This window comes from Colidextribacter sp. OB.20 (assembly GCF_009911595.1).
In the GTDB taxonomy this organism is placed as follows: domain Bacteria; phylum Bacillota; class Clostridia; order Oscillospirales; family Oscillospiraceae; genus Lawsonibacter.
In genome coordinates, this window is record NZ_QWKG01000074.1 from 1 (window position 1) to 21,980 (window position 21,980).

At 58.3% G+C, this 21,980-nt stretch carries 25 protein-coding genes; 8 read left to right on the plus strand and 17 right to left on the minus strand.

Annotation, left to right across the window (positions count from 1 at the left end):
* Nucleotides 1–127: 127 nt before the first annotated feature.
* The 16 genes from D1641_RS15910 to D1641_RS15985 all read right to left on the minus strand — a co-directional run bounded on the left by D1641_RS15910 (nt 128) and on the right by D1641_RS15985 (nt 14,048).
* Nucleotides 128–1,378 carry a methionine gamma-lyase family protein gene (locus D1641_RS15910; RefSeq protein ID WP_160667439.1) on the minus strand — a complete coding sequence of 417 codons (1,251 nt, stop codon included), beginning with the start codon at nt 1,376–1,378 and terminating at the stop codon, nt 128–130.
* A 26-nt stretch (nt 1,379–1,404) separates the two neighbouring features.
* Nucleotides 1,405–2,790: a UDP-N-acetylmuramoyl-L-alanine--D-glutamate ligase gene (gene murD / locus D1641_RS15915; protein WP_160667441.1), complete on the minus strand. Its 1,386-nt coding sequence runs from the start codon at nt 2,788–2,790 to the stop codon at nt 1,405–1,407.
* A 105-nt stretch (nt 2,791–2,895) separates the two neighbouring features.
* On the minus strand, nt 2,896–3,777 hold the full coding sequence (gene xerD / locus D1641_RS15920) for a site-specific tyrosine recombinase XerD (RefSeq protein ID WP_160667443.1): 882 nt from the start codon (nt 3,775–3,777) through the stop codon (nt 2,896–2,898).
* A 22-nt stretch (nt 3,778–3,799) separates the two neighbouring features.
* Entirely contained in the window at nt 3,800–4,411 is a 612-nt protein-coding gene (locus tag D1641_RS15925; protein ID WP_160667445.1) for a hypothetical protein, read from the minus strand.
* A gap of 286 nt (nt 4,412–4,697) precedes the next feature.
* Entirely contained in the window at nt 4,698–6,119 is a 1,422-nt protein-coding gene (gene scfB, locus D1641_RS15930; RefSeq protein WP_160667447.1) for a thioether cross-link-forming SCIFF peptide maturase, read from the minus strand.
* A gap of 17 nt (nt 6,120–6,136) precedes the next feature.
* Nucleotides 6,137–6,724, minus strand: coding sequence for an SMI1/KNR4 family protein (locus D1641_RS15935; protein WP_160667449.1), 588 nt, complete (start codon nt 6,722–6,724; stop codon nt 6,137–6,139).
* A gap of 300 nt (nt 6,725–7,024) precedes the next feature.
* Nucleotides 7,025–7,435, minus strand: a complete 411-nt coding sequence (locus D1641_RS15940) for a hypothetical protein (RefSeq protein WP_160667451.1) — start codon at nt 7,433–7,435, stop codon at nt 7,025–7,027.
* The gene (locus D1641_RS15945; RefSeq protein WP_160667453.1) at nt 7,408–7,878 is read right to left on the minus strand and encodes a hypothetical protein; all 471 of its coding nucleotides are present in this window, start codon (nt 7,876–7,878) and stop codon (nt 7,408–7,410) included. Before D1641_RS15945 ends, D1641_RS15940 begins: the two co-directional genes overlap by 28 nt.
* Nucleotides 7,879–7,955: 77 nt before the next feature.
* Nucleotides 7,956–8,096: a six-cysteine ranthipeptide SCIFF gene (gene scfA, locus D1641_RS15950; RefSeq protein WP_023348245.1), complete on the minus strand. Its 141-nt coding sequence runs from the start codon at nt 8,094–8,096 to the stop codon at nt 7,956–7,958.
* An 82-nt stretch (nt 8,097–8,178) separates the two neighbouring features.
* Nucleotides 8,179–8,595, minus strand: coding sequence for a TIGR04086 family membrane protein (locus D1641_RS15955; RefSeq protein ID WP_160667455.1), 417 nt, complete (start codon nt 8,593–8,595; stop codon nt 8,179–8,181).
* A 61-nt stretch (nt 8,596–8,656) separates the two neighbouring features.
* Nucleotides 8,657–8,944, minus strand: coding sequence for a preprotein translocase subunit YajC (gene yajC, locus D1641_RS15960; RefSeq protein ID WP_160667457.1), 288 nt, complete (start codon nt 8,942–8,944; stop codon nt 8,657–8,659).
* Between the two features lie 183 nt (nt 8,945–9,127).
* The gene (gene tgt / locus D1641_RS15965) at nt 9,128–10,261 is read right to left on the minus strand and encodes a tRNA guanosine(34) transglycosylase Tgt (protein WP_160667459.1); all 1,134 of its coding nucleotides are present in this window, start codon (nt 10,259–10,261) and stop codon (nt 9,128–9,130) included.
* On the minus strand, nt 10,254–10,574 hold the full coding sequence (locus D1641_RS15970) for a hypothetical protein (protein WP_160667461.1): 321 nt from the start codon (nt 10,572–10,574) through the stop codon (nt 10,254–10,256). The genes tgt and D1641_RS15970 overlap by 8 nt, the downstream gene beginning before the upstream one ends.
* Before the next feature lie 45 nt (nt 10,575–10,619).
* Entirely contained in the window at nt 10,620–11,120 is a 501-nt protein-coding gene (locus tag D1641_RS15975; RefSeq protein WP_160667463.1) for a hypothetical protein, read from the minus strand.
* A gap of 81 nt (nt 11,121–11,201) precedes the next feature.
* On the minus strand, nt 11,202–12,224 hold the full coding sequence (gene queA / locus D1641_RS15980) for a tRNA preQ1(34) S-adenosylmethionine ribosyltransferase-isomerase QueA (RefSeq protein ID WP_160667465.1): 1,023 nt from the start codon (nt 12,222–12,224) through the stop codon (nt 11,202–11,204).
* 15 nt (nt 12,225–12,239) lie between these two features.
* Nucleotides 12,240–14,048, minus strand: a complete 1,809-nt coding sequence (locus D1641_RS15985; protein WP_160667467.1) for a SpoIID/LytB domain-containing protein — start codon at nt 14,046–14,048, stop codon at nt 12,240–12,242.
* A 257-nt stretch (nt 14,049–14,305) separates the two neighbouring features.
* Here D1641_RS15985 and asd point away from each other — a divergent pair, with 257 nt between their 5' ends.
* The 8 genes from asd (at nt 14,306) to D1641_RS16025 (ending at nt 20,215) form a co-directional block, all read left to right on the plus strand.
* The gene (asd, locus tag D1641_RS15990) at nt 14,306–15,406 is read left to right on the plus strand and encodes an aspartate-semialdehyde dehydrogenase (protein ID WP_160667469.1); all 1,101 of its coding nucleotides are present in this window, start codon (nt 14,306–14,308) and stop codon (nt 15,404–15,406) included.
* 125 nt (nt 15,407–15,531) lie between these two features.
* Nucleotides 15,532–15,771 (plus strand): hypothetical protein, encoded by a 240-nt coding sequence (locus tag D1641_RS15995; RefSeq protein WP_160667471.1) that lies wholly within the window; start codon nt 15,532–15,534, stop codon nt 15,769–15,771.
* Nucleotides 15,772–15,797: 26 nt separating this feature from the next.
* Entirely contained in the window at nt 15,798–16,688 is an 891-nt protein-coding gene (dapA, locus tag D1641_RS16000) for a 4-hydroxy-tetrahydrodipicolinate synthase (protein ID WP_160667473.1), read from the plus strand.
* Between the two features lie 13 nt (nt 16,689–16,701).
* Nucleotides 16,702–17,457, plus strand: a complete 756-nt coding sequence (gene dapB, locus D1641_RS16005) for a 4-hydroxy-tetrahydrodipicolinate reductase (RefSeq protein ID WP_160667475.1) — start codon at nt 16,702–16,704, stop codon at nt 17,455–17,457.
* A 267-nt stretch (nt 17,458–17,724) separates the two neighbouring features.
* Nucleotides 17,725–18,219, plus strand: coding sequence for an AAA family ATPase (locus tag D1641_RS16010; protein WP_160667477.1), 495 nt, complete (start codon nt 17,725–17,727; stop codon nt 18,217–18,219).
* A 148-nt stretch (nt 18,220–18,367) separates the two neighbouring features.
* Nucleotides 18,368–18,814 (plus strand): hypothetical protein, encoded by a 447-nt coding sequence (locus tag D1641_RS16015; protein ID WP_160667479.1) that lies wholly within the window; start codon nt 18,368–18,370, stop codon nt 18,812–18,814.
* Nucleotides 18,815–18,879: 65 nt separating this feature from the next.
* On the plus strand, nt 18,880–19,458 hold the full coding sequence (locus D1641_RS16020; RefSeq protein WP_160667481.1) for a helix-turn-helix domain-containing protein: 579 nt from the start codon (nt 18,880–18,882) through the stop codon (nt 19,456–19,458).
* Between the two features lie 13 nt (nt 19,459–19,471).
* Nucleotides 19,472–20,215, plus strand: a complete 744-nt coding sequence (locus D1641_RS16025) for a tRNA threonylcarbamoyladenosine dehydratase (protein ID WP_160667483.1) — start codon at nt 19,472–19,474, stop codon at nt 20,213–20,215.
* A gap of 275 nt (nt 20,216–20,490) precedes the next feature.
* Here the strand turns inward: D1641_RS16025 and radA are convergent, their stop codons facing one another.
* A complete protein-coding gene (radA, locus tag D1641_RS16030; RefSeq protein ID WP_160667485.1) occupies nt 20,491–21,861 on the minus strand; it encodes a DNA repair protein RadA in 1,371 nt (456 codons plus the stop codon).
* Between the last annotated feature and the right edge of the window lie 119 nt (nt 21,862–21,980).

Sequence of the window (21,980 nt, forward strand, 5' to 3'; positions counted from 1 at the left end):
TGGTTCAAATAAAATTCTGCTACTTCTCTCATTAGTTCTTCAATTTCATCTAACTTGGTAAGTTTTGCCTCATATATGCATATTTCATTAAACATAAAATATCTCCTCAAATTCCGATTTATCGGTCTTATGAATTCCAAAGCAGCTCCTGGACAGCCAGCAGGACCCCCAGCTTGCCCGATTCGTAGGTTAGCCCGCCTTGCAGGTAGACGGTATAGGGCTCCCGCATGGGGGCGTCGGCGGACAGCTCGATGGAGGCCCCCTGGATAAAGGCCCCCGCCGCCATGATGACCTGGCAGTCATACCCCGGCATGTCCCAGGGCTCCGGGGTGACGTAGGAGTCCACCGGCGCGCCGAACTGGATGCCCTGGCAGAACTTTTTCAGGGCCTCGGGCTCCTTCATGTGGATCATCTGGATGATGTCGTGGCGAACCGCCGAGGAGTGGGGCTGGGTCTCATAGCCCAGCAGCTCCATCACTCTGGCGGCAAAGACGGCGGTTTTCACCGCCTGGGCCACCGTGTGGGGGGCCAAAAACAGCCCCTGATAGAGCAGGCGGTTCTGCCCCAAGGTACACCCGCACTCCCCGCCGATGCCGGGGACGGTGAGCCGCATGGCGGCCCCCTCCACCAGGTCCCGCCGGCCGGCGATATAGCCCCCGGTGGGGGCCAGGCCGCCGCCGGGATTCTTGATGAGAGACCCCACCACCAGGTCGGCCCCCACGTGGGTGGGCTCGATGGTCTCCACAAACTCGCCATAGCAGTTGTCCACCAGGATGGCGGCGTTGGGGTTGGCCCTCTTAATGATGCTGCACATCTCCCCGATCTCCGCCACCGACAGCGTGTCCCGGGTGGAGTAGCCCTTGGACCGCTGAATCAGCACCGCCTTCACCCGGGGATCAGCGGCGGCCCGGGCCATCCCCTCCAAGTCGGGCTTGTTGTCAAGTAGTTCTACTTGCCTATACTCCACCCCGTAGTCTTTCAGGGATCCGCGGCCCTTGTCCACCGACCCCACCACGCCCAGCAGGGTGTCGTAGGGCGCACCCACAGCCGACACCAGCACGTCCCCTGCCTTCAGTGCCCCAAAGAGGGCGCAGGCAATGGCGTGGGTGCCGTTGACGAACTGGATGCGCACCAGGGCGGCCTCGGTGTTGAAGAGATCGGCGTAGATCTCGTCCAGCTTATCCCGGCCCAGATCGTCGTAGCCATAGCCTGTGGTACCGGCGAAATAGCCCTCGGCCACCCGGTGCTTCTGGAAGGCCGCCAGTACCCGGGCGGTGTTCTCCTCCGCGATGGCGTCAATGCGGGCAAATTCCTTGGTCAGCTGGCCCTGGGCCTGATCGCCCAGGGCTTTGACGCGGTCATTTATCTGTAAATGCATTTTCCTTGTCAGTCCTTCTGTTTCAATTATAGTTCGTTTACCAGCTGTTTAAACACCTTGCCCCGTTCCATGAAGTTCTTAAAGCGGTCGAAGGCGGCACAGGCCGGGGACAGCACCACTACATCACCCGCTTGGGCGATGTTCCGGGCGGCGGTCACGGCGGCAGCCAGGTCGTCGGCCTCGATGAGCTTCAGGCCGCTCTCCGCATAGCCCTCAGCTCCTTCCACCGCCTTCTTGATGGCGGGGGCGGTGTCGCCGGTAAGAATCAGGACCTTGACCTTCTCCACGATTGCCATGCCAAGCTGAGTAAAGGGAACTCCCTTGTCATATCCTCCGGCAATGATAATCAGCTTCTGGTCGAAGGAATCCAGGCAGGCCATGGTCCGGGTGGGGCTGGTCCCGATGGAGTCGTTGTAGTATTTCACCCCGTCCAGTTCCCGGACCAGCTCAATTCGGTGCTCCACCCCGGTAAACCGCTGGGCCACCGCCCGAACGCACTTGTCGGGGACGATGCCGTCCACCGCCGCGATGGCGGCCATGTAATTTTCGATGTTATGGACGCCGGGGATGTGAATATCGTCCAGGGGCAGAACCTCACGGCTGCCCATGGCGTTGGTCAGCCAGATGGCGCTGTCCCGAAGGTACACGCCCTCCTCCAGCCGCTGCTTGCGGCTGAACAGCATAGTCTGCCCCACCGCCGCCTTGGACAGAGAGCGGGTGATGTCGTTGTCATGGTTGAAAACAGCCCGGTCCTCCGGCTTCTGGTGGCAGAAGATGTTCAGCTTGGCCTCAGTGTACTCCTCCATGGTGTGGTGGTAGTCCAGATGGTTGGGGGACAGATTGGTGAACACCGCCACATTGGGGCTGCGGTCCATGGTCATCAGCTGGAAGGAGGACAGCTCCACCACAGCCGCGTCCTCCGGGGTCATGCCGTCCACATCGGGCAGCAGGGGCTTGCCGATATTGCCGCCCAGGTAGACGTTAATCCCCGCCTCTTTTAAAAACTCGCTGATCAGGGTGGTGGTGGTGGTTTTGCCGTCGCTGCCTGTCACACCGATGATCCTGCAGGGACACAGCTGGAAGAACAGCTCCATCTCAGAGGTGAGCTTGCTCCCCCCCTCCACTGTCCTTTTCAGCTCCGGCGTGTTGGGGCTGAGGCCGGGGGTGCGGAAAATGACATCAAACCTGTGTATCTTGGCCAGGTAGTCGGGCCCCAGCCGCAGCTTGGCCCCCAGGCTCTCCAGCTCAGCGGCCTGCTCCTCCACCCGTTCCCGGGGGGACTTGTCGCAGACAGTGACCTTCAGCTCGGCCCGCAGGAGCATGCGGATGAGCGGGGTGTTGCTCACCCCCATGCCGATGACGGCGATGGACCGGCCCCGCAGGGTCTCAAAATATTCAGACGTGGTGGACATAGAACGTCCTCCTTCCATGATTTTTCCAATTACCTATATTACCATATTTCCCCGGACAATTCAATCAAAAACCCGGCCGATGGAAAAAACCATTGGTCGGGTTTTTCAAGCCCTGGGGTGGGCCTTTTTATAGACGTCCTTGATCTTTTGGTTGATGAGCCGGGAGTAGATCTGAGTAGAGGAGATATCGGCGTGGCCCAGCATCTCCTGGATGGAGCGCAGGTCGGCGCCGTTCTCCAGCAGATGGGCAGCGAAGGAGTGGCGCAGGGTGTGAGGAGTGATATCCTTCTGGATGCCCGCCTTCTCCTGGTAGTGCTTAATCAGCTTCCAGAAGCCCTGGCGGCTCATGCGCTCGCCGCTCATGTTGACAAAGAGGGCAGTCTCGTCCACCGAGTCTACCAGCTGGGGCCGCACGTCGGTTATGTACTCGCTCAGGGCACGGATAGCCGCGGGGTACAGGGGAATGACCCGCTCTCTCCCCTTGCTGTAGCACCGGAGCACCCCGCCCGGGAGGTTCAGGTCGTCCATGTCCAAGTCAATGAGCTCGCTGACACGGATGCCAGTGGCGTAGAGCAGCTCCAGCATGGCCCGGTCCCGGTAGCCCTTGGGATCGGTGCACTCCGGCTGCTCCAGGAACAGCTCCACCTCCTTGCCGGTGAGGACCTGGGGCAGCTTGCGCTCCACCTTGGCCAGAGACACCCCCTTGGCAGGGTTCTGGTCCACATGGCCCTTGTCCACCAGACAGGTATAAAAGGACTTGATGGAGGCCACCGACCGGGTGACAGTGGCGGGGGACTTGCCCCTCTTGGTCAGAGAGTTGGCATAGTCCTCCACATCCCGGGCGGCCACCTGGGCCAGAGGCACATCCTTGCCCTCCATAGCCGCAGCAAACTGGTGGACGTCCCGGAGGTAGGAGCTGACCGTATTGGCCGAGGCCTGTTTTTCAGTTTTCAGAAAATTTTCATAGACACTCAGCAAATCAGCCACTTCCAAAACTCCTAAAATAAAGTTACAGTACAACACGGGCGGCGGCACACAGCAGAGCCGGGACAATCCAAAATTCCAGCAGTCCCGCAGCCAGCGTCAGGCACAAGCACGCTCCCGCCTGATACCAGCACACCGGGGAAAACAGTCCGCCCTCCCCCGACGTCCGGCGCAGCAGCTGCCGGGCCGTGAGAAAGCCGGAGGTCCCCATGAGAAACAGGGCGGGAGCCCACAGCAGCGCGGACAGGCCAACCAGAAGAAAGGCGGGAAACAGGCCTCTTCCGCCAAACACCCGGCAAAAACAGGCCACCGGAAAGACAAAAAAGAACCCCCGTATCCCAAAGAGCACCGGCAGGCCCGCCACCCCCAGAGCCGTGAGGCTCAGGGCAAAGGCAGCCAGCAGGTACTTCAGCTGTCCCCACATCAGGGGCCACAGCCCCCGGGGCAGCTCCCCCTCCGCCGCCAGGCCCAGATAGCCGGAAAGATAAGCGCACAGCTCCTCCGCTCCGGCACCGCCGGACAGAGCGGCAAAAAGGCACCCGGCGCCGCCCCCCAGCAGAAACGAGACCGCCAGCACCGCAAAAGCAGCTTTCCGCTCCAACGGCAAGTCCCATTTTTTCCTCAGCTTCACTCCCATAAGCCTCACCTCGTTACCAGCTTATGAGAAGGGTCAAAAAAATAGAAGCAGATCCCAGAGCGCCTGCCTCAAGGGTATACCCTATGATAGCGCCGTCCGCCGTTTTCCGCAAGGGGTTTTTACGATTTTTTCAATTTTTGTCAATTCCTTCAATATCTTATGTTAACAGCGTTATGTAAACTTATGAACCAAAAAGAGATTGGAGCCCGGCATCGGGCTCCAATCCAGCTAAATCTGGTGTAAAAAAGCGGTGTTGGCACTAGATATCGAAGGCGTGCCTGGAACATCAGCATTCGCATCGATTACATTCCGTATTATCACATCCTGTATACGCCCTCTCCCCCATCCCGGCCGCCAGGGCATTCAGGGCAATCGCGCACTCCAGACGTTTGCGCTCCATTGCGCAGGCCACCTCATTTGCGCGTGTTATGTCGCCATTGACAAGCAAATTGGAGGCAGAACAGCCCCCGCTGCAATAGAATCTGGCCCAGCATTCCCGGCAGGCCGGACGGGTGTAGATATTCTGTTGTGCAAATTGACCGGAGATTGTCATGTCTAAGGTACCGTTGTGCACATTGCCCAAACAGTACTCCTCTTTTCCCACAAATTGGTGGCAGGGGTAGATGTCCCCGTCAGGAGTGATAGCCACATACTCGCATCCGGCTCCGCAGCCCCGCAGGCGCTTGATGACACAGGGGCCCTGGGACAGGTCCACGTTGAAATGGAAGAAGTTGATGTCCCTCTGGTCCCGCAGCAGCCCGGCCAGCTTCTCATACTCCTCCTCTACCCTGCTCAGATCCTCCTCCCGGATGGCGTAGGGGTCATCCAGAGGGCCGCTGCAGGGCTCCACCGACACGTTGCAGAAGCCCAGCTCCCCCATGTGGAGGATGTCCTGGGAAAAGTCCAGATGCTCCCGGGTGAAGGTGCCCCGGACGTAGTAGTCCTTGGTTCCCCGCTGGGCCACCAGCTTCTGAAATTTGGGGACGATCACCTCATAGCTGCCCTTGCTGTTGATGGTGGGGCGCATGTGGTCGTTGACCTCCTGCCGGCCGTCCAGAGACAAAACGGCGTTGGACATCTCCCGGTTGATGTAGTCGATGGTCTCCTCGTCCAGCAGGACGCCGTTGGTGGTGATGGTGAACCGGAACACCTTGTCGTGAGTTTTTTCCAGCGACCGGGCGTACTCCACCGTCCCCTTCACCACATCCATAGCCATCAGCGGCTCGCCGCCGAAGAAGTCCACCTCGATATTACGCCGGTTCCCCGACTTTTCCACTACCCAGTCGATGGCCGCCTTCGCCGTGTCCAGGGCCATGGTCATCCGGTGGCCGGTGCCGAAGTCGCCGGTGGAGGCGAAGCAGTATTTGCACCGCAGGTTGCAGTCGTGGGACACGTGGAGGCACAGAGCCTTCACCACCGCCGCCTTTTGCAGGGCCATGGCGGCCTCCGAGTCGATGTACTCGTCGGTGGTGAAGAGCAGGCCGGCGCTCTGGAGCTCCAGCAGCTCCCGCCAGCCCTCCTCCAGGTCGGCCCGGCTGTACTGCGGCAGTCTGTCCGCCAGCTCCCGGGGCAGCTCCTCCCCCAGAGGCCCCTCCCCCGCTCCGCTGAGCAGATCGTAGGTCAGCTTGTCCAGCACGTGGACCGCTCCGCTGTTCACGTCCGCCGCCAGGTACTGCCCCAGGGCGGTAAAGGTATGTACGGTTGTCATAGTTTTCGTCTCCTGTTCTAAATGTAGTAATCCTCAAATTCGATGGTCCCAAATTCAGAGAGCTCATATTTTTTCTCAGCCAGCCTGCGTAGCAGCTCACGGGAAAATTCCCCAAAAGAATTAGCAATTACCGCTGAAAAATCCATGCCAGAGCACCAGAGAAACACCTGCCCACAGGCCCCGTTCTTCCCCGGATCACAGTCCAGAATCAAATACCAGCTACCCTCATATTCGGTAAAGGGTATCCAGTGCCTGCGCCAGATATAGGGCTTGATCTTGTCCTCCGTTACCCACTCCAACGGCTCTGTTTCCCTTACAAAGAGCGTATTCATCATCCGCCATGTCTCGATTATGCCGGTAACGGACAGGAAAGGGTAATATCCCAACAGAGGACGCTCCGCGTTCCTATCTCTGGTCTGCTCCTCTGTATTTTTCTGGCCGTTGAGCGTGGAGAGATAGCCGCAAAAGTCCGGGGGCAGCTTTACACCCACCGTCTCCTCCAGCAGACGAATCTGAGCGGGGTCCGCCGGCGGGTTGACGCTGGCATAGATATCACCGGAGATTTGCCTGATCTGCTCCAATATTTCATCCCAAATCTGCTTCATCCTTCGGTTTCCTCCTCATAATAGGAAAACATTGTCTCATAAAGAGAACGGGTCTGCGCCTCGTTGTTGTATTCTGGTCACTACCGGCGGACAGTGTGAGATGATTTCGATAATATGGTTTTGCGTGTAAACGCCGTATTGTTTCCATTCTCCAGGGAAAAAGTGCCGTCATCGAGTTGAAAAACGCCTGCTATTTCCTCCAAATGGTCCAGATACCTTGACTTTTCCACAATAGTTCTTACGGCGCACATCCTGTCATCGTTCGGGCGGATGACATCCGTCCTACACACGTCACAAGTTTTAAAGATTGCCGTAAATTTCTTGCCAGCGCAGCTCGCACTGCCCGGTGGCACTTTGAAAGTCCCAGCGCAGATAATACCTTCCGCTCCCCGTCAAGGTGATTCTGCCCTTTTGGGACCGTCTGCTCAGCTTCAGCACCGGACACTTGTCCCTGTCCAGCAGAGATACCTCCGCATCTCCCTGTGAGAGCCGCGCCTCAAAAGAAAACTCGTAGGTCCGGTCCTTCCGAAAGCGGCCCACATGCTGGACCCAGCCAGTGCAGGAGTCCAGCTTCACCCGGTCGGCCTCCCGCCCGGGCCGAAATACGAACAGGATGGCGGCAATACATTTTGTGACCACCAGGCCCTTGCGGTAGAGCAGATACAGCACTCCGCCCAAAATGACTACGGAGACCCAGAAGTTCGGTAACATTGGTCAACACCTCCCTCCTCATAATAAGAAAGCATAATCTCAAAAAAGGACCTGGTATGTGCTTCGTCGTTCCAGTGTGGGAAAGCGTCCGCATAACAGAGCGACCAGAAGGGTTCCATATTTTGAAGATTGCCGGGAAGGCTCTCCCATAAGGAGTACATCTCGCTCCCGAACTGACGGAGATTCGTACAGCGGGAATAGCACTCCCGGAGCTTTTCCATCAGGACCCGCCCAAAGGTCTCCGGGTGCAGGCCGATATAGCCGTAGTCGGCCCGTGTCCGGATGTAGATGACCGCCTTGCGGATGTCGGTCTCGCACTCCAGGTCCAACAGCATCCTGTCGTCCGGGTGTTCTAAAAACAGGGTGTGCAGGCGCTCCTGGTATTCCTCCTCTGTAACGATATCCTCATAGAGCAGAATGGCATACGCCAGCAGCTCCTCCAAAGCGGCTCACCTCCAGTCTCTTTCGGACACAGCAAAAAGGCAGGCGCAAATGCGCCCGCCCTTTCAGGCTTTTGGATTTACTTGTTCTCGCACTTCTGGTTGGCGACAGTGCAGGAAGTCTTGCAGGCGGACTGGCAAGAGGTCTGGCACTCGCCGCAGCCGCCGTGGGCGGCGCTCTGCTTCAGGGTGGCCCCGTTCAAGGTCTGAATGTGTTTCATTGGTATCTCCTCCTGTTTGGTTGCTTACAGCAGATTCTGCCATAGTGACAGTCATTATAACACAGCTTCCAAAAGATTTCAATCATCTTCTGCGTTTTTTCTTGGGTTTTCTCGCCAGCAGGCCAGGGATGGCCCCGCCGCACAGACAGGCGCACAGGATACCCGCCCCGCCGTTTGCGATGGAGGTCCCCTTATAGGCGATGAGGCCCGCCGTCAGCAGAAGCAGAAACAGCACTATGCCCACGCCCAGCCCGGCCAGCAGGGGCCGCCTGAATATCTTGCGGACGGCGAATGTTCCGCCGGCCAGCGCGCCTGCCGCGCAGGCGGCCAGCACCACGCAGTACATTGCGCTCACCGGCACCGCCCCCGCGGACACCAGCACCGCGCACAGCAGCAGGACCAGAATGGTCGTCACACCGGCCAGCACGCCGCCAATCAGCACATCGCACATGGCGTTGATCCACTGGGGGTCCTCAGTTTTCCGCTCCTTTTTTTTCATAAAAACACCCTCTCCCACGGTTCTGGTAAAACCTATGCGGAGAGGGTGAAAGACATGCCTGTTATTTGGCGGGGGGCTCCTCTGTGGGCGGGGTGTTTTTGCTGGAGACAGCCCACTTGGTGAACTCCATCCGCACCCGGTCGGCGCTGGTCTCGATCACGATGGTGCTCTCGTTCACCTTGCAGATGGTGCCCATAATGCCGCCGATGGTAGTGATGACGTCGCCCACCTTCAGGGAGTCCCGCAGGCTCTGGGCCTCCTTTTTCCGCTTGTTCTCCGGGCGGATCATAAAGAAGTACAGCATGGCAAACATCAGCACAAGCATAAGAATCAGACTAGGATCACCCATAAATCTTTCCTCCAAAGTTTTGTAAAATCACTCTGTCAACCGAATATCACTTGACGCAGTAAAAAGTATTATAGCGGAAATCCCCAAGGTTGACAAGCCCTTTTGGCAAATTTTGCGGAAATCAATTTCGCAGGGCAGGCCCACTCGGCCCGCCGCCCCGGGGATTTGCGGGAATGGCGCGCCCTACGGAGCCGGCCGGTCCAGCAGGCCGGAGTACCGGCTCCGGAAGTCCTCAAAGGTTCCATTGTCCAGCGCTTCCCGGATGCGGGCCATCAGCTCATTATAAAAGTGCAGGTTGTGGAGCACAGCCAGGCGCATGGCCAGCATCTCCTGGGCCATCACCAAATGCCGCAGGTAGGCCCGGGAGAAGGACCGGCAGGCGGGACAGGTGCACTCTGGATCGATGGGCCGGGAGTCCAGCTTATATTTTTCATTTTTGATGTTGATGGTGCCGGCCCAGGTGTACAGCTTGCCGTGGCGGGCGTTCCGGGCGGGCATGACGCAGTCAAAGAAGTCGACCCCTCGGGCGACCCCCTCGATGATGTTAGAGGGGGTGCCCACTCCCATGAGATACCGGGGCTTTTCCCGGGGCATGTGGGGCTCCACTGCGTCGATGATGTCGTACATCACCTGGGTGGGCTCCCCCACCGCCAGGCCGCCGATGGCGTAGCCGTCGCAGTTCAGTTTGGCGATCTCCTCCATGTGCCAGACCCGGAGATCGGCGTAGGTTCCCCCCTGGTTGATGCCGAAAAGCTGCTGCTGGGGATTCACTGTATCTGGCAAGGAATTCAGCCTGTCATGCTCTGTTATACAGCGCTCCAGCCACCGGGCCGTCCGCTCACAGGAGGCCTTTACATACTCGTAGGGGGACGGGTTCTCCACGCACTCGTCGAAGGCCATGGCGATGTCGCTGCCCAGGTTGGACTGGATGGCCATGGACTCCTCCGGCCCCATGAAGATGCGCCGGCCGTCGATGTGGGAGGCGAAGGTGACCCCCTCCTCCCTGATCTTCCGCAGACCGGACAGGGAAAAGACCTGAAATCCTCCGCTGTCGGTGAGCATGGGGCCGTCCCAGTCCATAAAACTGTGGAGCCCGCCCATCTGACGGACAACCCCGTCCCCGGGGCGCAGGTGAAGATGGTAGGTGTTGGACAGCTCCACCTGGCAGCCGATCTCCTTCAGATCGTGGGCGGACACCGCCCCCTTGATGGCCCCCTGGGTGCCCACATTCATAAACACCGGGGTCTGGACCACCCCGTGGGCGCAGGTGAATACCCCCCGCCGGGCTCGGCCCTCTTGTTTTATTACTTCAAACACGCAAAATCTCCTTCAAATCTGTAATGTAATTTGGGTACTCATCTCCCAATTCTGACTTGACAAGGTGCTCTGACTCTTCTGTCAGCAGCCGCCTTAAATGCCCGACTGCTACGTCCGTGTTCAAGCCCCTTCGTAAATAATTGAGTACTAAAAAAATATGGATGCAAATATTTTCTGTAAAACAAAAATCTTTCCCGTGTTTGTATTCATCCAAAACAGCGGAAAAAATCTGTTCTTCTTGAAATCCCATCTCATAAAACCTCTCAAAATCCTCCCTCACATACTCCTTTAGCTCTTCATAGGTAAAAACCATAACATCTCCCTGTTTTTTGGACAGTCCGTCGAAAAATTCCCGTCTTCATCTTGTAATGCCTGCTTCTCGCAAAAAGTCAGTTACAATTCGCTCCAGCCTGTCTGTGTGCAGGTCTGGAACCTCGTCTACATGCCAGCCCAATTTAAACCGTCCTGAATCACCATAGGGGTAATACTTTCCATGATAAACATAGTAAGGAAAGTTGATCTTTTCCCTCAAATGCCCCCGGTGGAACAAAAGCTCGCATCCGCTTGCGATGACTCCCCGTTTGTATTCCTCTATAAAAATATTGTCAATAAAGTCGTCATCGATGGTAGAGGGGTCGTCCGCAATATGGAGTTCGACCAGAATGGCCTCAAACAGGTCGTGGGTACGCTCCCAGTTGAATCCGCCAGCTGCCTCCAGCAGAGCTGGGCTGCTATAGTCTGCCTCCAGCATATCCAGAGCCCACAAAGTCAGGTGGTCATCCCACCTGTTTTTTAAAATACCCCTCTGGCGATCATCGTAATATTTCTCTAAAAGATGGCCCAAATAATAATATTTCATTGAAACTCCATAGCTCCTTTATTACTTCGGCAGTCCGTCAAAAAATGCCCGCAGCCTGGTCAGTTCCATAACACACACTCCTTACGAAATAAACATGGCGTCCCCGAAGGAAAAGAAGCGGTAGTGCTCCCGAACCGCCTCCTCATAGGCGGCCAGGACGTGCTCCCGCCCCGCCAGGGCGGACACCAGCATAATCAGGGTGGACTGGGGCAGGTGGAAATTGGTGACCAGGGCGTCCAGCACCTTGAATTTGTAGCCCGGATAGATAAAAATGTTGGTCCAGCCGGAGCGCTCCGACATGGTCCCGTCCTCCGCCGCGAAGCTCTCGATAGTACGGCAGGAGGTGGTGCCCACGCAGATCACCCGGCCTCCATTTTTCCTGGTCTCGTTGATGATATCGGCCGTCTCCTGAGATATCATGCAGAACTCGGAATGCATCTCGTGGTCAGTGATCTCCTCCGCCTTTACGGGGCGGAAGGTTCCCAGACCCACATGGAGTGTAACGTAGCAGACCTTTACACCCATTTCCCGAACCTGCTCCAGCAGCTCAGGGGTGAAGTGGAGCCCAGCGGTGGGGGCGGCGGCGGAGCCTACTACCCGGGAGTAAACGGTCTGATACCGCTCCTGATCCTCCAGCTCCGCTTTGATATAGGGCGGCAGGGGCATTTTGCCCAGCTGCTCCAGAATTTCCAGGAAAATTCCCTGATAGTGGAAGCGGGCGGCCCGCTTTCCGTCGTCCAGCTCGGCCTCCACTGTGGCGGTGAGCTGGCCGTCGCCGAAGAGGACCTGAGCCCCCGGCTTCAGCTTCCGCCCGGGGCGGACCAGGCACTCCCACAGGCCCTCCCCCTTATCGACAAGGAGAAGTACTTCACAGGCTCCTCCGGTGGGGCGGTGGCCGATGAGACGGGCGGGGAGCACCCGGGAGTCGTTAAGCACCAGGCAGTCCCCCGGGCGGAGAAAGTCGGGCAGCTCAAAAAAGCGGTGGTGGCCGACGGCCCCTGTAGTCTTGTCCAGGGTGAGCAGCCGGGAGGCATCCCGCCGCTCCAGCGGGGTCTGGGCGATCAGCTCCTCGGGGAGCTGGAAATCAAAATCAGAAGTCTTCAAGAGGTTACATCCTTTTTAATATTGTGTAATTTTGACGCCAGGGAAATAGAAATCAATAATCTCCTCGCCGCTGAAGCCCCGGTTGGCCATGGCGTAGGCGCCGAACTGGCTCATGCCCACTTGGTGGCCCCAGCCCGCGCCGTTGAAGGTGTAGCTGCTGCCGGAGACGGTGACTGTCCCGCTCCCCGGCTGGGGCGCGGCGGTCCCGTGGCCGCTGTCCTGGTCCTTGAAGGTCTCCAGAGGGGAGACAGAGCCGGAGCCGGTGATGATATACGGATTTCCGTCCAGTTTGGACACGGAACCGGAGCTGGTGATGACATACGCGCCGTCCAGCCCGCCGGACACCTGTGAGCCGTTAATATAGAGATCCGAGCCGGTGGCAGGGGGCTCAGGTTCAGGGGTCCCCCCTGTCCCGGACCCGTTGACAGTGAAGCGGATGGAGTCCACGCCGAAGCGGTTTCGGATGTCGCTGGCTTTGACGGTGTTGCTCTGGCCGTTGGCCCAGTGGACCACAATCTGGATCACATTGCCTTTATCGGAATAGGTCAGCACCAGGCGGTCCACCGAGGTCCCCGTGCCCAGGCCCTTGCTCTGGAGCTGCTTGGTCAGCTGGGCGGCGGTGTAGCTCACTGTCCAGGAGGATCGGGCGTTAATGCTGTCAGCGCCCGCCTCATAGGGGTCCTCCACCCCCCGGAGATAGGGGTACTCCGTTTCTGTGTTCGTCCCCCAAATATATTTGGCGTCCTCGCTGGCTCCGCCAAAGCTGGAGGAGTAGGGTGTCTCGGCCAGGCGTCCGTTATATTTGATTACCATCCCCGCCGTCTCGGCCACGGCCCGCATACTGACCTCGCTGGGGCCGTAGTCCGACCTCTGAGTGCCCATGCCGTGGTAGGCCTGACAGGAGGCAGTGCCGCAGATATCAAAGCCGTAGCTGTCGTGCTTGTTCAGGTTTCTCAGCACATAGGTCCGGGCGCACAGGGCCTGAGCCTTCAAAGCCTCCAGCGGCCAGCTCCGGCCCATCTCATAGCAGACGACGCCGTTGACGTAGTCCTCCAGGGGGAGCACATTGGCAACAGTGATGTTGCCGCCGCTCCGGCGGTGGAACTGAAAGCCCCCCCGATACTTGTAGTTCAAAAACCAGGTGCGGGTCTCCCTCACCCCGGTGACGTCGGGCTGGATGGCCAGCCTTCCCGATTCGCCGCAGTCGTACTGAAAGAGAATCTGGCTGGTGCCCGTCTTGACCACGTTCATACCGTAGGAGCTGGTCCAGGCCACCTCGCCGTCTGGAATATCCGCCGCGGCCTCCTCCGCCTCCTCCTGGGTGGCGTAGGAGCCCGCCCGGACCTGATAGTCCCCGTCGATCCAGGCTACAAAGCCGTCATTATACCGGGATGCCTCCTCCGAGGCCTCCTCGAAGCTGTCAAACCCTCCCGGAACCCGGACATGGTAGCAGCCCACCAGAATATTGCTGGTAATAGACGAGGAATAGGTGTTTTTATCCAGAGAGGCGACGTGGCCGTAGTAGAGATTCTGAGTCTTGAGCACCGCCGCCTGGATGGTCTTGTCGTTGGTGCGGGCCAGCTCCACAAAGTTCAGGCCTTTATCGTAGTAACCGAAGCGGTAGCCGAAGCCGTAGCCGGCGCTGTTGTTGTTCTCCAGGTGGGCGGCCTCCAGCTCCCCGGTGGGGACATGGCTGCTGGAGGAGGCCAGACCTACCCGAATCATGATATCCCCGTCCCGATTTGTGGTCGCTGCCCCAGCCGAGGGAATGGCCAGACTCACCGCCAGGACGGCGGCGGCAAGCTGTATCAATCTTTTGCCCATAATGTACTCCATTTCTCATATTTCTTTGTATTTTATTCCATTGACAACCCATCCGAAAACATGGTAGGATGTTTCCAATATGGAGGGTTGCGGCTTGCGTGGAGCAAAATTGCTCTCCCCGACATTATAGTACAAAATCAGCCGCTTGAAAAGCCGCTGATTTATTTTTTTCAAATTCCTCTTTTCCCCGGTCAAACTCAACTATTTTTATGCCGGAACATAGAATGCTCCGGACTGATTATGGAGGTCGATTGAACATGGATAAATACAAAGTAGGCATCATCGGCGCCACCGGCATGGTGGGTCAGCGCTTTGTCACTCTGATGGAGAACCACCCCTGGTTCCAGCTCACCGTTCTGGCCGCCAGCCCCCGCTCCGCCGGCAAGCCCTATGAGCAGGCGGTGGCCGGCCGCTGGGCCATGAAGCAGCCCATCCCGGAGGAGGCTAAGGTTCTGGTGGTCATGGACGCCCAGGCCGACGTGGAGAAGATCACCGGTATGGTAGACTTCGTTTTCTGCGCTGTGGACATGAAAAAGGACGAGATCAAGGCGCTGGAGGAGCGGTATGCCAAGGCCGAGTGCCCCGTGGTGTCCAACAACTCCGCCAACCGCTGGATGGACGACGTGCCCATGGTGGTGCCCGAGCTCAACGCCGACCACATCAGGATCATTGACGCCCAGCGGGCTCGTTTGGGCACCAAACGGGGGTTCATCGCCGTCAAGTCCAACTGCTCCATCCAGAGCTACACTCCCCTGCTCACCCCCCTGATGCGGGCGGGCTACGACATCGACTGCGTTCTGGCCTGCACCTACCAGGCCATCTCCGGGGCGGGCAAGACCTTTGAGCGCTGGCCTGAGATGGTGGACAATCTGATCCCCTACATCGGCGGCGAGGAGGAGAAGAGCGAGCAGGAGCCCCTGAAGGTGTGGGGACACATCGAGGGCGGCAGGATTGTCAAGGCCGACGGCCCTGCCATTACCACCCAGTGCCTCCGTGTGCCCGTCTCCGACGGTCACACCGCCGCCGTCTTTGTCCGCTTCAAGGAGGGCAAAAAGCCCACCGAGGAGCAGATTAAGGAGATCTGGAAGAGCTTTAAGGGAAGGGCCCAGGAGCTGGACCTCCCCTCCGCCCCCAAGCAGTTTATCCACTACTTCGAGGAGCCCGACCGGCCCCAGGCCCACACCGAGCGGGATCTGGAGGGCGGCATGGCCATCTCCGCCGGACGCCTCCGTCCTGACACCCAGTATGACTACAAGTTTGTGGGCCTGAGCCACAACACCCTGCGCGGCGCTGCCGGCGGCGGGGTTCTGCTGGCCGAGCTGCTGTGCGCCGAGGGGTATATCGACCACAGGGCATGAGAGACAATATCGTATTGTCAGACGGCACAGAAACGATTGTTGTCAATCAGCTCAGCTACTGCGAGCTGATAAAATGGCTGATTGTCAAATACACCGGCGTCTCTTACCAGGAAGCGGATAGCTGCGTGGAACAGCACATTCCTTTCTTCGAGGGGATTGACAATTTCCTGTCCGCCTCTTTGGAGAGCCACAGCTGGCCTTACTACTACACCGCGATGGACCTGTTTTTCGGCGGCCATACCCACACCAAGCCTGTTCTTCCGCCGCCTGATACGCCGGAGCGCCTCGGCCTGTATGAAAAAATCGAGGAAAATATTCTTCGTGAACAAAATCTAAAAGAACCAATTATATGGGAAAGCAACTGAAATTATTGGAAAGGGTGCATTTCATTATGAGAACTCCTGTCTTTACCGGCTCCTGCCCCGCCCTGGTCACTCCATTTGATGAGCACGGCACCATCAACTACGACGCCTTCGGCAAGCTCATCGACGCCCAGATCGAGGCGGGTGTAGACGCGGTGTGCGTCTGCGGCACCACCGGCGAGTCGGCCACCATGTCCATCCGGGAGCACATCGCCGCTGTGGAGTTCTGCGTCAAGCGGGTGGACCACCGGGTAAAGGTGATTGCCGGCGCGGGCTCCAACGACACCTCCGCCGCCGTCTATCTGTCCCAGCACGCCCAGGACTCCGGAGCCGACGCCCTGCTCCACGTCACCCCCTACTACAACAAGGCCAGCCAGACCGGCCTCATCAAGCACTATGAATACATCGCCGACCGCACCGAGCTGCCCATCATTCTCTACAACGTGCCCGGCCGCACCGGTGTGTCCTTCACCGCCGACACCTATAAGGTCCTGTCGGAAAATCCCAAAATCAACGGCGTGAAGGAGGCCAGCGGCAACTTCTCTCTCCTGGCCCACACCCGCTGCATCTGCCCCGACGACTTCTATATCTGGTCGGGCAACGACGACCAGGTGGTGCCCATGATGTCCCTGGGGGCCAAGGGGGTCATCTCCGTGGTGTCCAACATCGCCCCTGAGGTCATGGTGAAGATGAGCCACCTGTGCCTGGAGAACAACTTCGAGGCCGCCTCCAAGCTTCAAATCCAGTACATGGACCTGATCGACGCCCTGTTCTGCGAGGTCAACCCCATCCCCATTAAAACCGCCATGAATCTGATGGGCATGGAGGCCGGTCCCCTGCGCCTGCCCCTGTGCGAGATGTCCGAGAAGAACCTGGCCGTTCTCCGCGCCTCTATGGAGCGGATGGGGCTGCTGAAGTAAGGAGTTTTTCCCTATGCTGAAGATAATCATTTCCGGCTGCAACGGCCACATGGGCCGGGTGGTGGCGGAGCTGTGCGAGGCCGACCCCAGTCTGGAAATCGCCGCCGGCTTCGACGTGCTGGGGACCGCTGACCGGGACTTCCCTGTGTACACCTCCCCCGCCCAGTTTTCCGGCCAGGCGGACGCGGTGATCGACTTCTCCTCCCCTGCCGCCCTGGACGGCCTGCTGGAGTTTGCCAAAAACCGGCACATTCCCCTGGTGCTGGCCACCACCGGGTATACCCCCGAGCAGGTGGCCCAGGTGGGAACCGCCGCCTGTGAGGTGCCTATTTTCCGCTCCGCCAACATGTCTCTGGGCATCAACGTGCTGCTGGAGCTTGTGAAGAAGGCCGCCTCTGTTCTGGGAGACAGCTACGATATCGAGATCGTGGAGCGCCACCACCGCCGGAAGGTGGACGCCCCCTCCGGCACCGCCCTGATGATCGCCGATGCGGCGGCCCAGCCCTGCGGCCATGAGACGGAGTATGTCTATGAGCGCCACTCCACCCGCCAGCCCCGGGACAGGAAGGAGATTGGCATCTCCGCCGTCCGGGGAGGCACCATCGTGGGCGAGCATGAGATTATCTTCGCCGGCCACGACGAGATTATGGAGATCAAGCACACCGCCCTCTCCCGGGAAATCTTCGCCCAGGGGGCGGTGGAGGCCGCCAAGTTCATCGCCGGGGTGGAAAAGCCCGGACTGTATGACATGAGCTGTTTAGTTAAATAAGTGAAAACGCCTCTGTTGTATGAAGCAGAGGCGCTTTTCTTATAACAAGGAGTTTACTATGACTGCCTGCCCATTCTGCGAAGAAGGTCCCATATATCAAGCAGTTGTGAAAGAAAATCAGGAGACAATCTATATCTGCGCTGAGTGTGACACTGTATGGAGGCTTTCAGGAGAAAACCTTGAACCTACAAATTATACAAGCTATATGCACCGGCTTGGAAAGGGCCCGCTATGGGATGAATTAGAATTAATTTCTGTGGTGTAGAAATGAAAAAGCTATATTTAATTGGCGGTACAATGTGGATTGGCAAAACCACCGTCTGCCAGCATCTGAAAAAAGAGCTGTTCAACAGCGTATTTCTGGACGGCGACTGGTGCTGGGACGCCAGTCCCTTTCAGGTAACGGACGAGACAAAATGCGTGGTGATGGACAATATTACCCATATGCTCAATAACTTTATCCGCTGCCCCGCCTATGAGAACATCATTTTCTGCTGGGTTATGCACGAACAGTCCATTATTGATGCCATTCTCGAAAAACTGGACTTATCAGACTGCCGCGTCAGGTGTATTTCTCTGATTGCCGGCGAAGAAGCGGTTAGAGAGAGAATTGCGTCTGACATAGCCAAGAGAATCCGAACACCAGACGCAATGGAACGCAGCCTTGCCAGACTTCCGCTGTACCAAAAGCTGAATACCGTAAAAATTGATACGGCTGGAAAATCAGTTCAGGAAATCTGCGGCGAGATACGGGCACTATAAGCTTAAGCTCTACGGAGCGTCGGAGGTACTTCTGGAGGGACTGTAGCAGATTGGCAGGAGCGGGCCTCAAAAGGCGGTTTGACAGGCTGGCAACGCAGTGCAGACAGATCAGGTGATTCTTCAATTCTGATATGTGAGGGATGAAAGGATGAAAACCATTCAGGAGCTGGAGCAGTATCTGGAGGAGAACTGCTACAACTTTGACGGCATCACCATCGGCCGCCACTACGCCTACGAGGGCCTAGTGGTGAAAAACTGCGCCCTGGGGTACTGCCTGTTCTCGTCGGAGCGGGGCCATGAGACCCTGCTCAAAGCCTTCCAATCCGAGGAGGAGCTGGTCCGCTACACCCTGGCCGAGTTAGACAGGGACCCCTGGTACAAGGCCCACATCGTTGCATTTACTTTTGACCAGAAGCAGATTCAAAAGGCGGAAAGTGAGTTAAAATGGATGAGAATCCGATACAAACGCAACGATATCCCATACCGCGCAGGACAGACCGCCTACCGAATTTTTGTGTACGGGCGGGATATCCTTCGTCTGGAGCAGTTTAAGCAACAATATATGCAGCGGAGTAACGAAATTCAGAGATCATAAACTCTACGGAGCGTCGATTGCTTTTTCCTCAAAGACCTGTTACCCTGTTTCAGGAGGTGGAACACATGGACCAAATGAAAACCGGAGCCCTCATCCGGACCCTGCGCGCCCAAAAGGGACTGACCCAGAAGGCGCTGGCCGAGGTCATAGGGGTCGGCGACAAGGCGGTCAGCAAATGGGAGCGGGGCCTGGGGTGTCCGGATGTGTCCCTCCTTCCGGAAATTTCACGGGTTTTAGGCGTCGGCCTGGAGGCTCTGCTCTCCGGACAGCTGGACGCCAACGACCAGGAAAGAGGAAATATGAAAAAACTGAAATTCTACGTCTGTCCCGACTGCGGCAGCCTCATCACCGCCGCTGTCGAGGCCGACGTGTCCTGCTGCGGCAGGACACTGCTCCCACTGGAGCCCCAAAAGCCAGAGGAGCCGCTGTCGGTGGAGAAAATTGACGACAGCTGGTTTGTCTCCTCCCCCCACCCCATGACCAAGGACCACTACGTCTCCTTCGTGGCTTTGCTCACCGGAGATACCCTGTTTCTCCGGCGGCTCTACCCGGAGTGGGACCTACAGACCCGTATCCCCGCCTTCGGTCACGGGGTTCTGCTGTGGTACTGCACTCAGCACGGGCTGTTCCGGCAAATTATTTAAGGAGTGACGCGCCATGCCCGACCAATTTATCCGCACCCGCCTGCTGGTGGGAGACACGCCTCTGGAGCGTTTGAAAAACGCCAGGATTGCTGTTTTTGGTGTAGGCGGCGTAGGCGGCTATGCCGTTGAGGCGCTGGCGCGGTCAGGCGCAGGCACTTTACACCTCTATGACGACGATACCGTCTCCGTGAGCAATCTGAACCGGCAGATCGCCGCCCTCCACTCTACCGTCGGCCAGTCCAAGGCGGAAGTGATGGCCCGGCGGGTGCGGGACATCAACCCGGACTGCCGGGTGGAGACCTTTCAGATGTTCTACCTCCCCTCCAACGCGGACCGGGTGGACCTGTCCCAGTACGACTATGTGATCGACTGCATCGACACGGTAGCCGCTAAGCTGGAACTTGTGACAAGGTGTACTGCTTTACAGGTAAAAATCATCTCCGCCATGGGTACAGGCAACAAATTTGATCCCTCCGCCCTGGTGGTCACTGACATCTCCAAAACTCAGGGCTGTCCCCTGGCTCGCACTATGCGCAAGGAACTGCGGAGGCGTGGAATCAACCATCTCAAGGTGGTTTATTCCACCGAGCTGCCCGCCACGCCCCTGCGTATGGCGGAGCAGGAGGTTCCGGAGGCCTCTGAAACCCGCCCCGGCTCCACCGCCCGAAAGGATACTCCTGGCTCCACCCCCTTCGTCCCCGCCGCCGCCGGATTGCTGCTGGCCTCCGCAGTTGCCCGGGAGCTGGGTCAGTTTTAAGCCATAAAACCGTGCCGGTCCGTTGGACCGGCACTTTCCGTATTTTTAGACAGTTTTATGGGATACTAAAGAGGAAAAACGAAGTTTTTCCAAAGTTTTTCTTTGCTGCTCTCTTTTTAAAAAGAAAGCAGGATAAGGAGAGATTAAAGATGAGCCTCATTGCCTGCACTGACCCCTGTGTGTACCAAAAGGACGGCTACTGCTCCCTGTCCCGGGCCGCGTCCTCCGGAGAGCCAGGCCAGTCCAAATGCGTCAACTTTGTACCTGTCCAACACTCAAAGCAGAGCGGCCATAGCTTCCCGGATGTTGGCCACCCGGATCAGCTCTAGGCCCTCGGGCGCGGCCAGCTTCCCCTGGGTCCGCTTTGGAATCATACACTTTGTAAAGCCTAATCGCTTTACCTCTGAAAGCCGCTGTCCCAGAGTGCTGGCCGCCCGGAGCTCCCCGGTGAGGCCCACCTCCCCGATGGCCGTCAGGTCGTGGGGAACAGGCCTGTCCCGAAAGCTGGAAGCCAGGGCCAGGATGGCCGCCAGGTCGGCGGCGGGCTCCTCCAAATAGAGGCCGCCGATAACGTTGAGATAGGCGTCGCAGCTTCCCACCATCAGACCACCCCGCTTCTCCAGCACAGCCAGCAGCAGCATCGCCCGGCTATACTCAAAGCCGTTGCTCACCCGCCGCGGGTTGCCCAGGCTGGAGGGCACTACCAGCGCCTGGATTTCCGCCAGCACCGGCCGGGCCCCCTCCATCACGCAGGTGACGCAGGTGCCGGGGGTCCCGGTGGGCCGCCCGGCCAGCATGGCCTCGGAGGGGTTGGGCACCTCGGTGAGGCCGGTGTCCTCCATCTCAAAAACGCCGATCTCGTTGGTGGCGCCGAAGCGGTTCTTGGCCGCCCGCAGGATGCGGTAGGCCATGTGCCGTTCCCCCTCAAAGTAGAGCACGCAGTCCACCATGTGCTCCAGCACCTTGGGCCCGGCGATGGAGCCCTCCTTGTTCACATGACCGATGACAAAGACGGTGACCCCCTCCCCCTTCGCCAGCTGCATCAGTGTCAAGGTACATTCCTTTACCTGGCTTACACTGCCTGGGGCGGAGGTCACATCCCCGTGGTACAGGGTCTGGATGGAGTCCACAATGAGCACGTCGGGCTGGAGCTGGTGGACGGCGTCCACCAGGTTCTCCAGGTTGGTCTCGGCCAGCAGGTAGAGCCCCTCTCCCCGGACCCTGAGCCGCTCCGCACGCAGCTTGATCTGCCGCTCCGACTCCTCCCCCGATACATAGAGCACCTTGGCGAAGCGGCACAGATTGTCGCATATTTGCAACATCAGGGTGGACTTGCCGATGCCTGGCGCGCCTCCTACAAGCACCAGGGAGCCCTTCACCGCGCCCCCGCCCAGCACCCGGTCCAGCTCCCCCATGCCGGTGGCGAAGCGCAGCTCGTCGGTGGTCTCCACCTCAGCCATAGACCGGGGGCGGTTGACGGCCACCCCGGTTACGGAGCCCCCCTTCACCGGCCCGGACCGCTTGGCGGGCTTCTCCACCGGCTGCTCCACAATGGTGTTCCACGCCTTGCAGGCCGGGCACTGCCCCGCCCACTTGGGCAGCTCGTTGCCGCAGTCGGTGCAGTAAAATAGGGTTTTTGCCTTCATATTCTGTTCTCCTTAGTCTATGCGTAATATTGCGGGTATCTGCCCGATAAACTGGAAGTTGTATGTTAAACGATGTTTTCGCCTAATATTATTTTAGGCATTGTGGTTAAACACCTATT

Bases quoted from the DNA above. Each gene is read 5' to 3' on its own strand.
- D1641_RS15910 (WP_160667439.1), bottom strand. From the start codon at position 1,378: ATGCATTTACAGATAAATGACCGCGTCAAAGCCCTGGGCGATCAGGCC.
- murD (WP_160667441.1), bottom strand. From the start codon at position 2,790: ATGTCCACCACGTCTGAATATTTTGAGACCCTGCGGGGCCGGTCCATC.
- D1641_RS15925 (WP_160667445.1), bottom strand. From the start codon at position 4,411: ATGGGAGTGAAGCTGAGGAAAAAATGGGACTTGCCGTTGGAGCGGAAA.
- scfB (WP_160667447.1), bottom strand. From the start codon at position 6,119: ATGACAACCGTACATACCTTTACCGCCCTGGGGCAGTACCTGGCGGCG.
- D1641_RS15935 (WP_160667449.1), bottom strand. From the start codon at position 6,724: ATGAAGCAGATTTGGGATGAAATATTGGAGCAGATCAGGCAAATCTCC.
- D1641_RS15940 (WP_160667451.1), bottom strand. From the start codon at position 7,435: ATGTTACCGAACTTCTGGGTCTCCGTAGTCATTTTGGGCGGAGTGCTG.
- scfA (WP_023348245.1), bottom strand. From the start codon at position 8,096: ATGAAACACATTCAGACCTTGAACGGGGCCACCCTGAAGCAGAGCGCC.
- D1641_RS15955 (WP_160667455.1), bottom strand. From the start codon at position 8,595: ATGAAAAAAAAGGAGCGGAAAACTGAGGACCCCCAGTGGATCAACGCC.
- yajC (WP_160667457.1), bottom strand. From the start codon at position 8,944: ATGGGTGATCCTAGTCTGATTCTTATGCTTGTGCTGATGTTTGCCATG.
- D1641_RS15970 (WP_160667461.1), bottom strand. From the start codon at position 10,574: ATGGTTTTTACCTATGAAGAGCTAAAGGAGTATGTGAGGGAGGATTTT.
- D1641_RS15975 (WP_160667463.1), bottom strand. From the start codon at position 11,120: ATGAAATATTATTATTTGGGCCATCTTTTAGAGAAATATTACGATGAT.
- D1641_RS15985 (WP_160667467.1), bottom strand. From the start codon at position 14,048: ATGGGCAAAAGATTGATACAGCTTGCCGCCGCCGTCCTGGCGGTGAGT.
- asd (WP_160667469.1), top strand. From the start codon at position 14,306: ATGGATAAATACAAAGTAGGCATCATCGGCGCCACCGGCATGGTGGGT.
- dapA (WP_160667473.1), top strand. From the start codon at position 15,798: ATGAGAACTCCTGTCTTTACCGGCTCCTGCCCCGCCCTGGTCACTCCA.
- dapB (WP_160667475.1), top strand. From the start codon at position 16,702: ATGCTGAAGATAATCATTTCCGGCTGCAACGGCCACATGGGCCGGGTG.
- D1641_RS16010 (WP_160667477.1), top strand. From the start codon at position 17,725: ATGAAAAAGCTATATTTAATTGGCGGTACAATGTGGATTGGCAAAACC.
- D1641_RS16015 (WP_160667479.1), top strand. From the start codon at position 18,368: ATGAAAACCATTCAGGAGCTGGAGCAGTATCTGGAGGAGAACTGCTAC.
- D1641_RS16020 (WP_160667481.1), top strand. From the start codon at position 18,880: ATGGACCAAATGAAAACCGGAGCCCTCATCCGGACCCTGCGCGCCCAA.
- D1641_RS16025 (WP_160667483.1), top strand. From the start codon at position 19,472: ATGCCCGACCAATTTATCCGCACCCGCCTGCTGGTGGGAGACACGCCT.
- radA (WP_160667485.1), bottom strand. From the start codon at position 21,861: ATGAAGGCAAAAACCCTATTTTACTGCACCGACTGCGGCAACGAGCTG.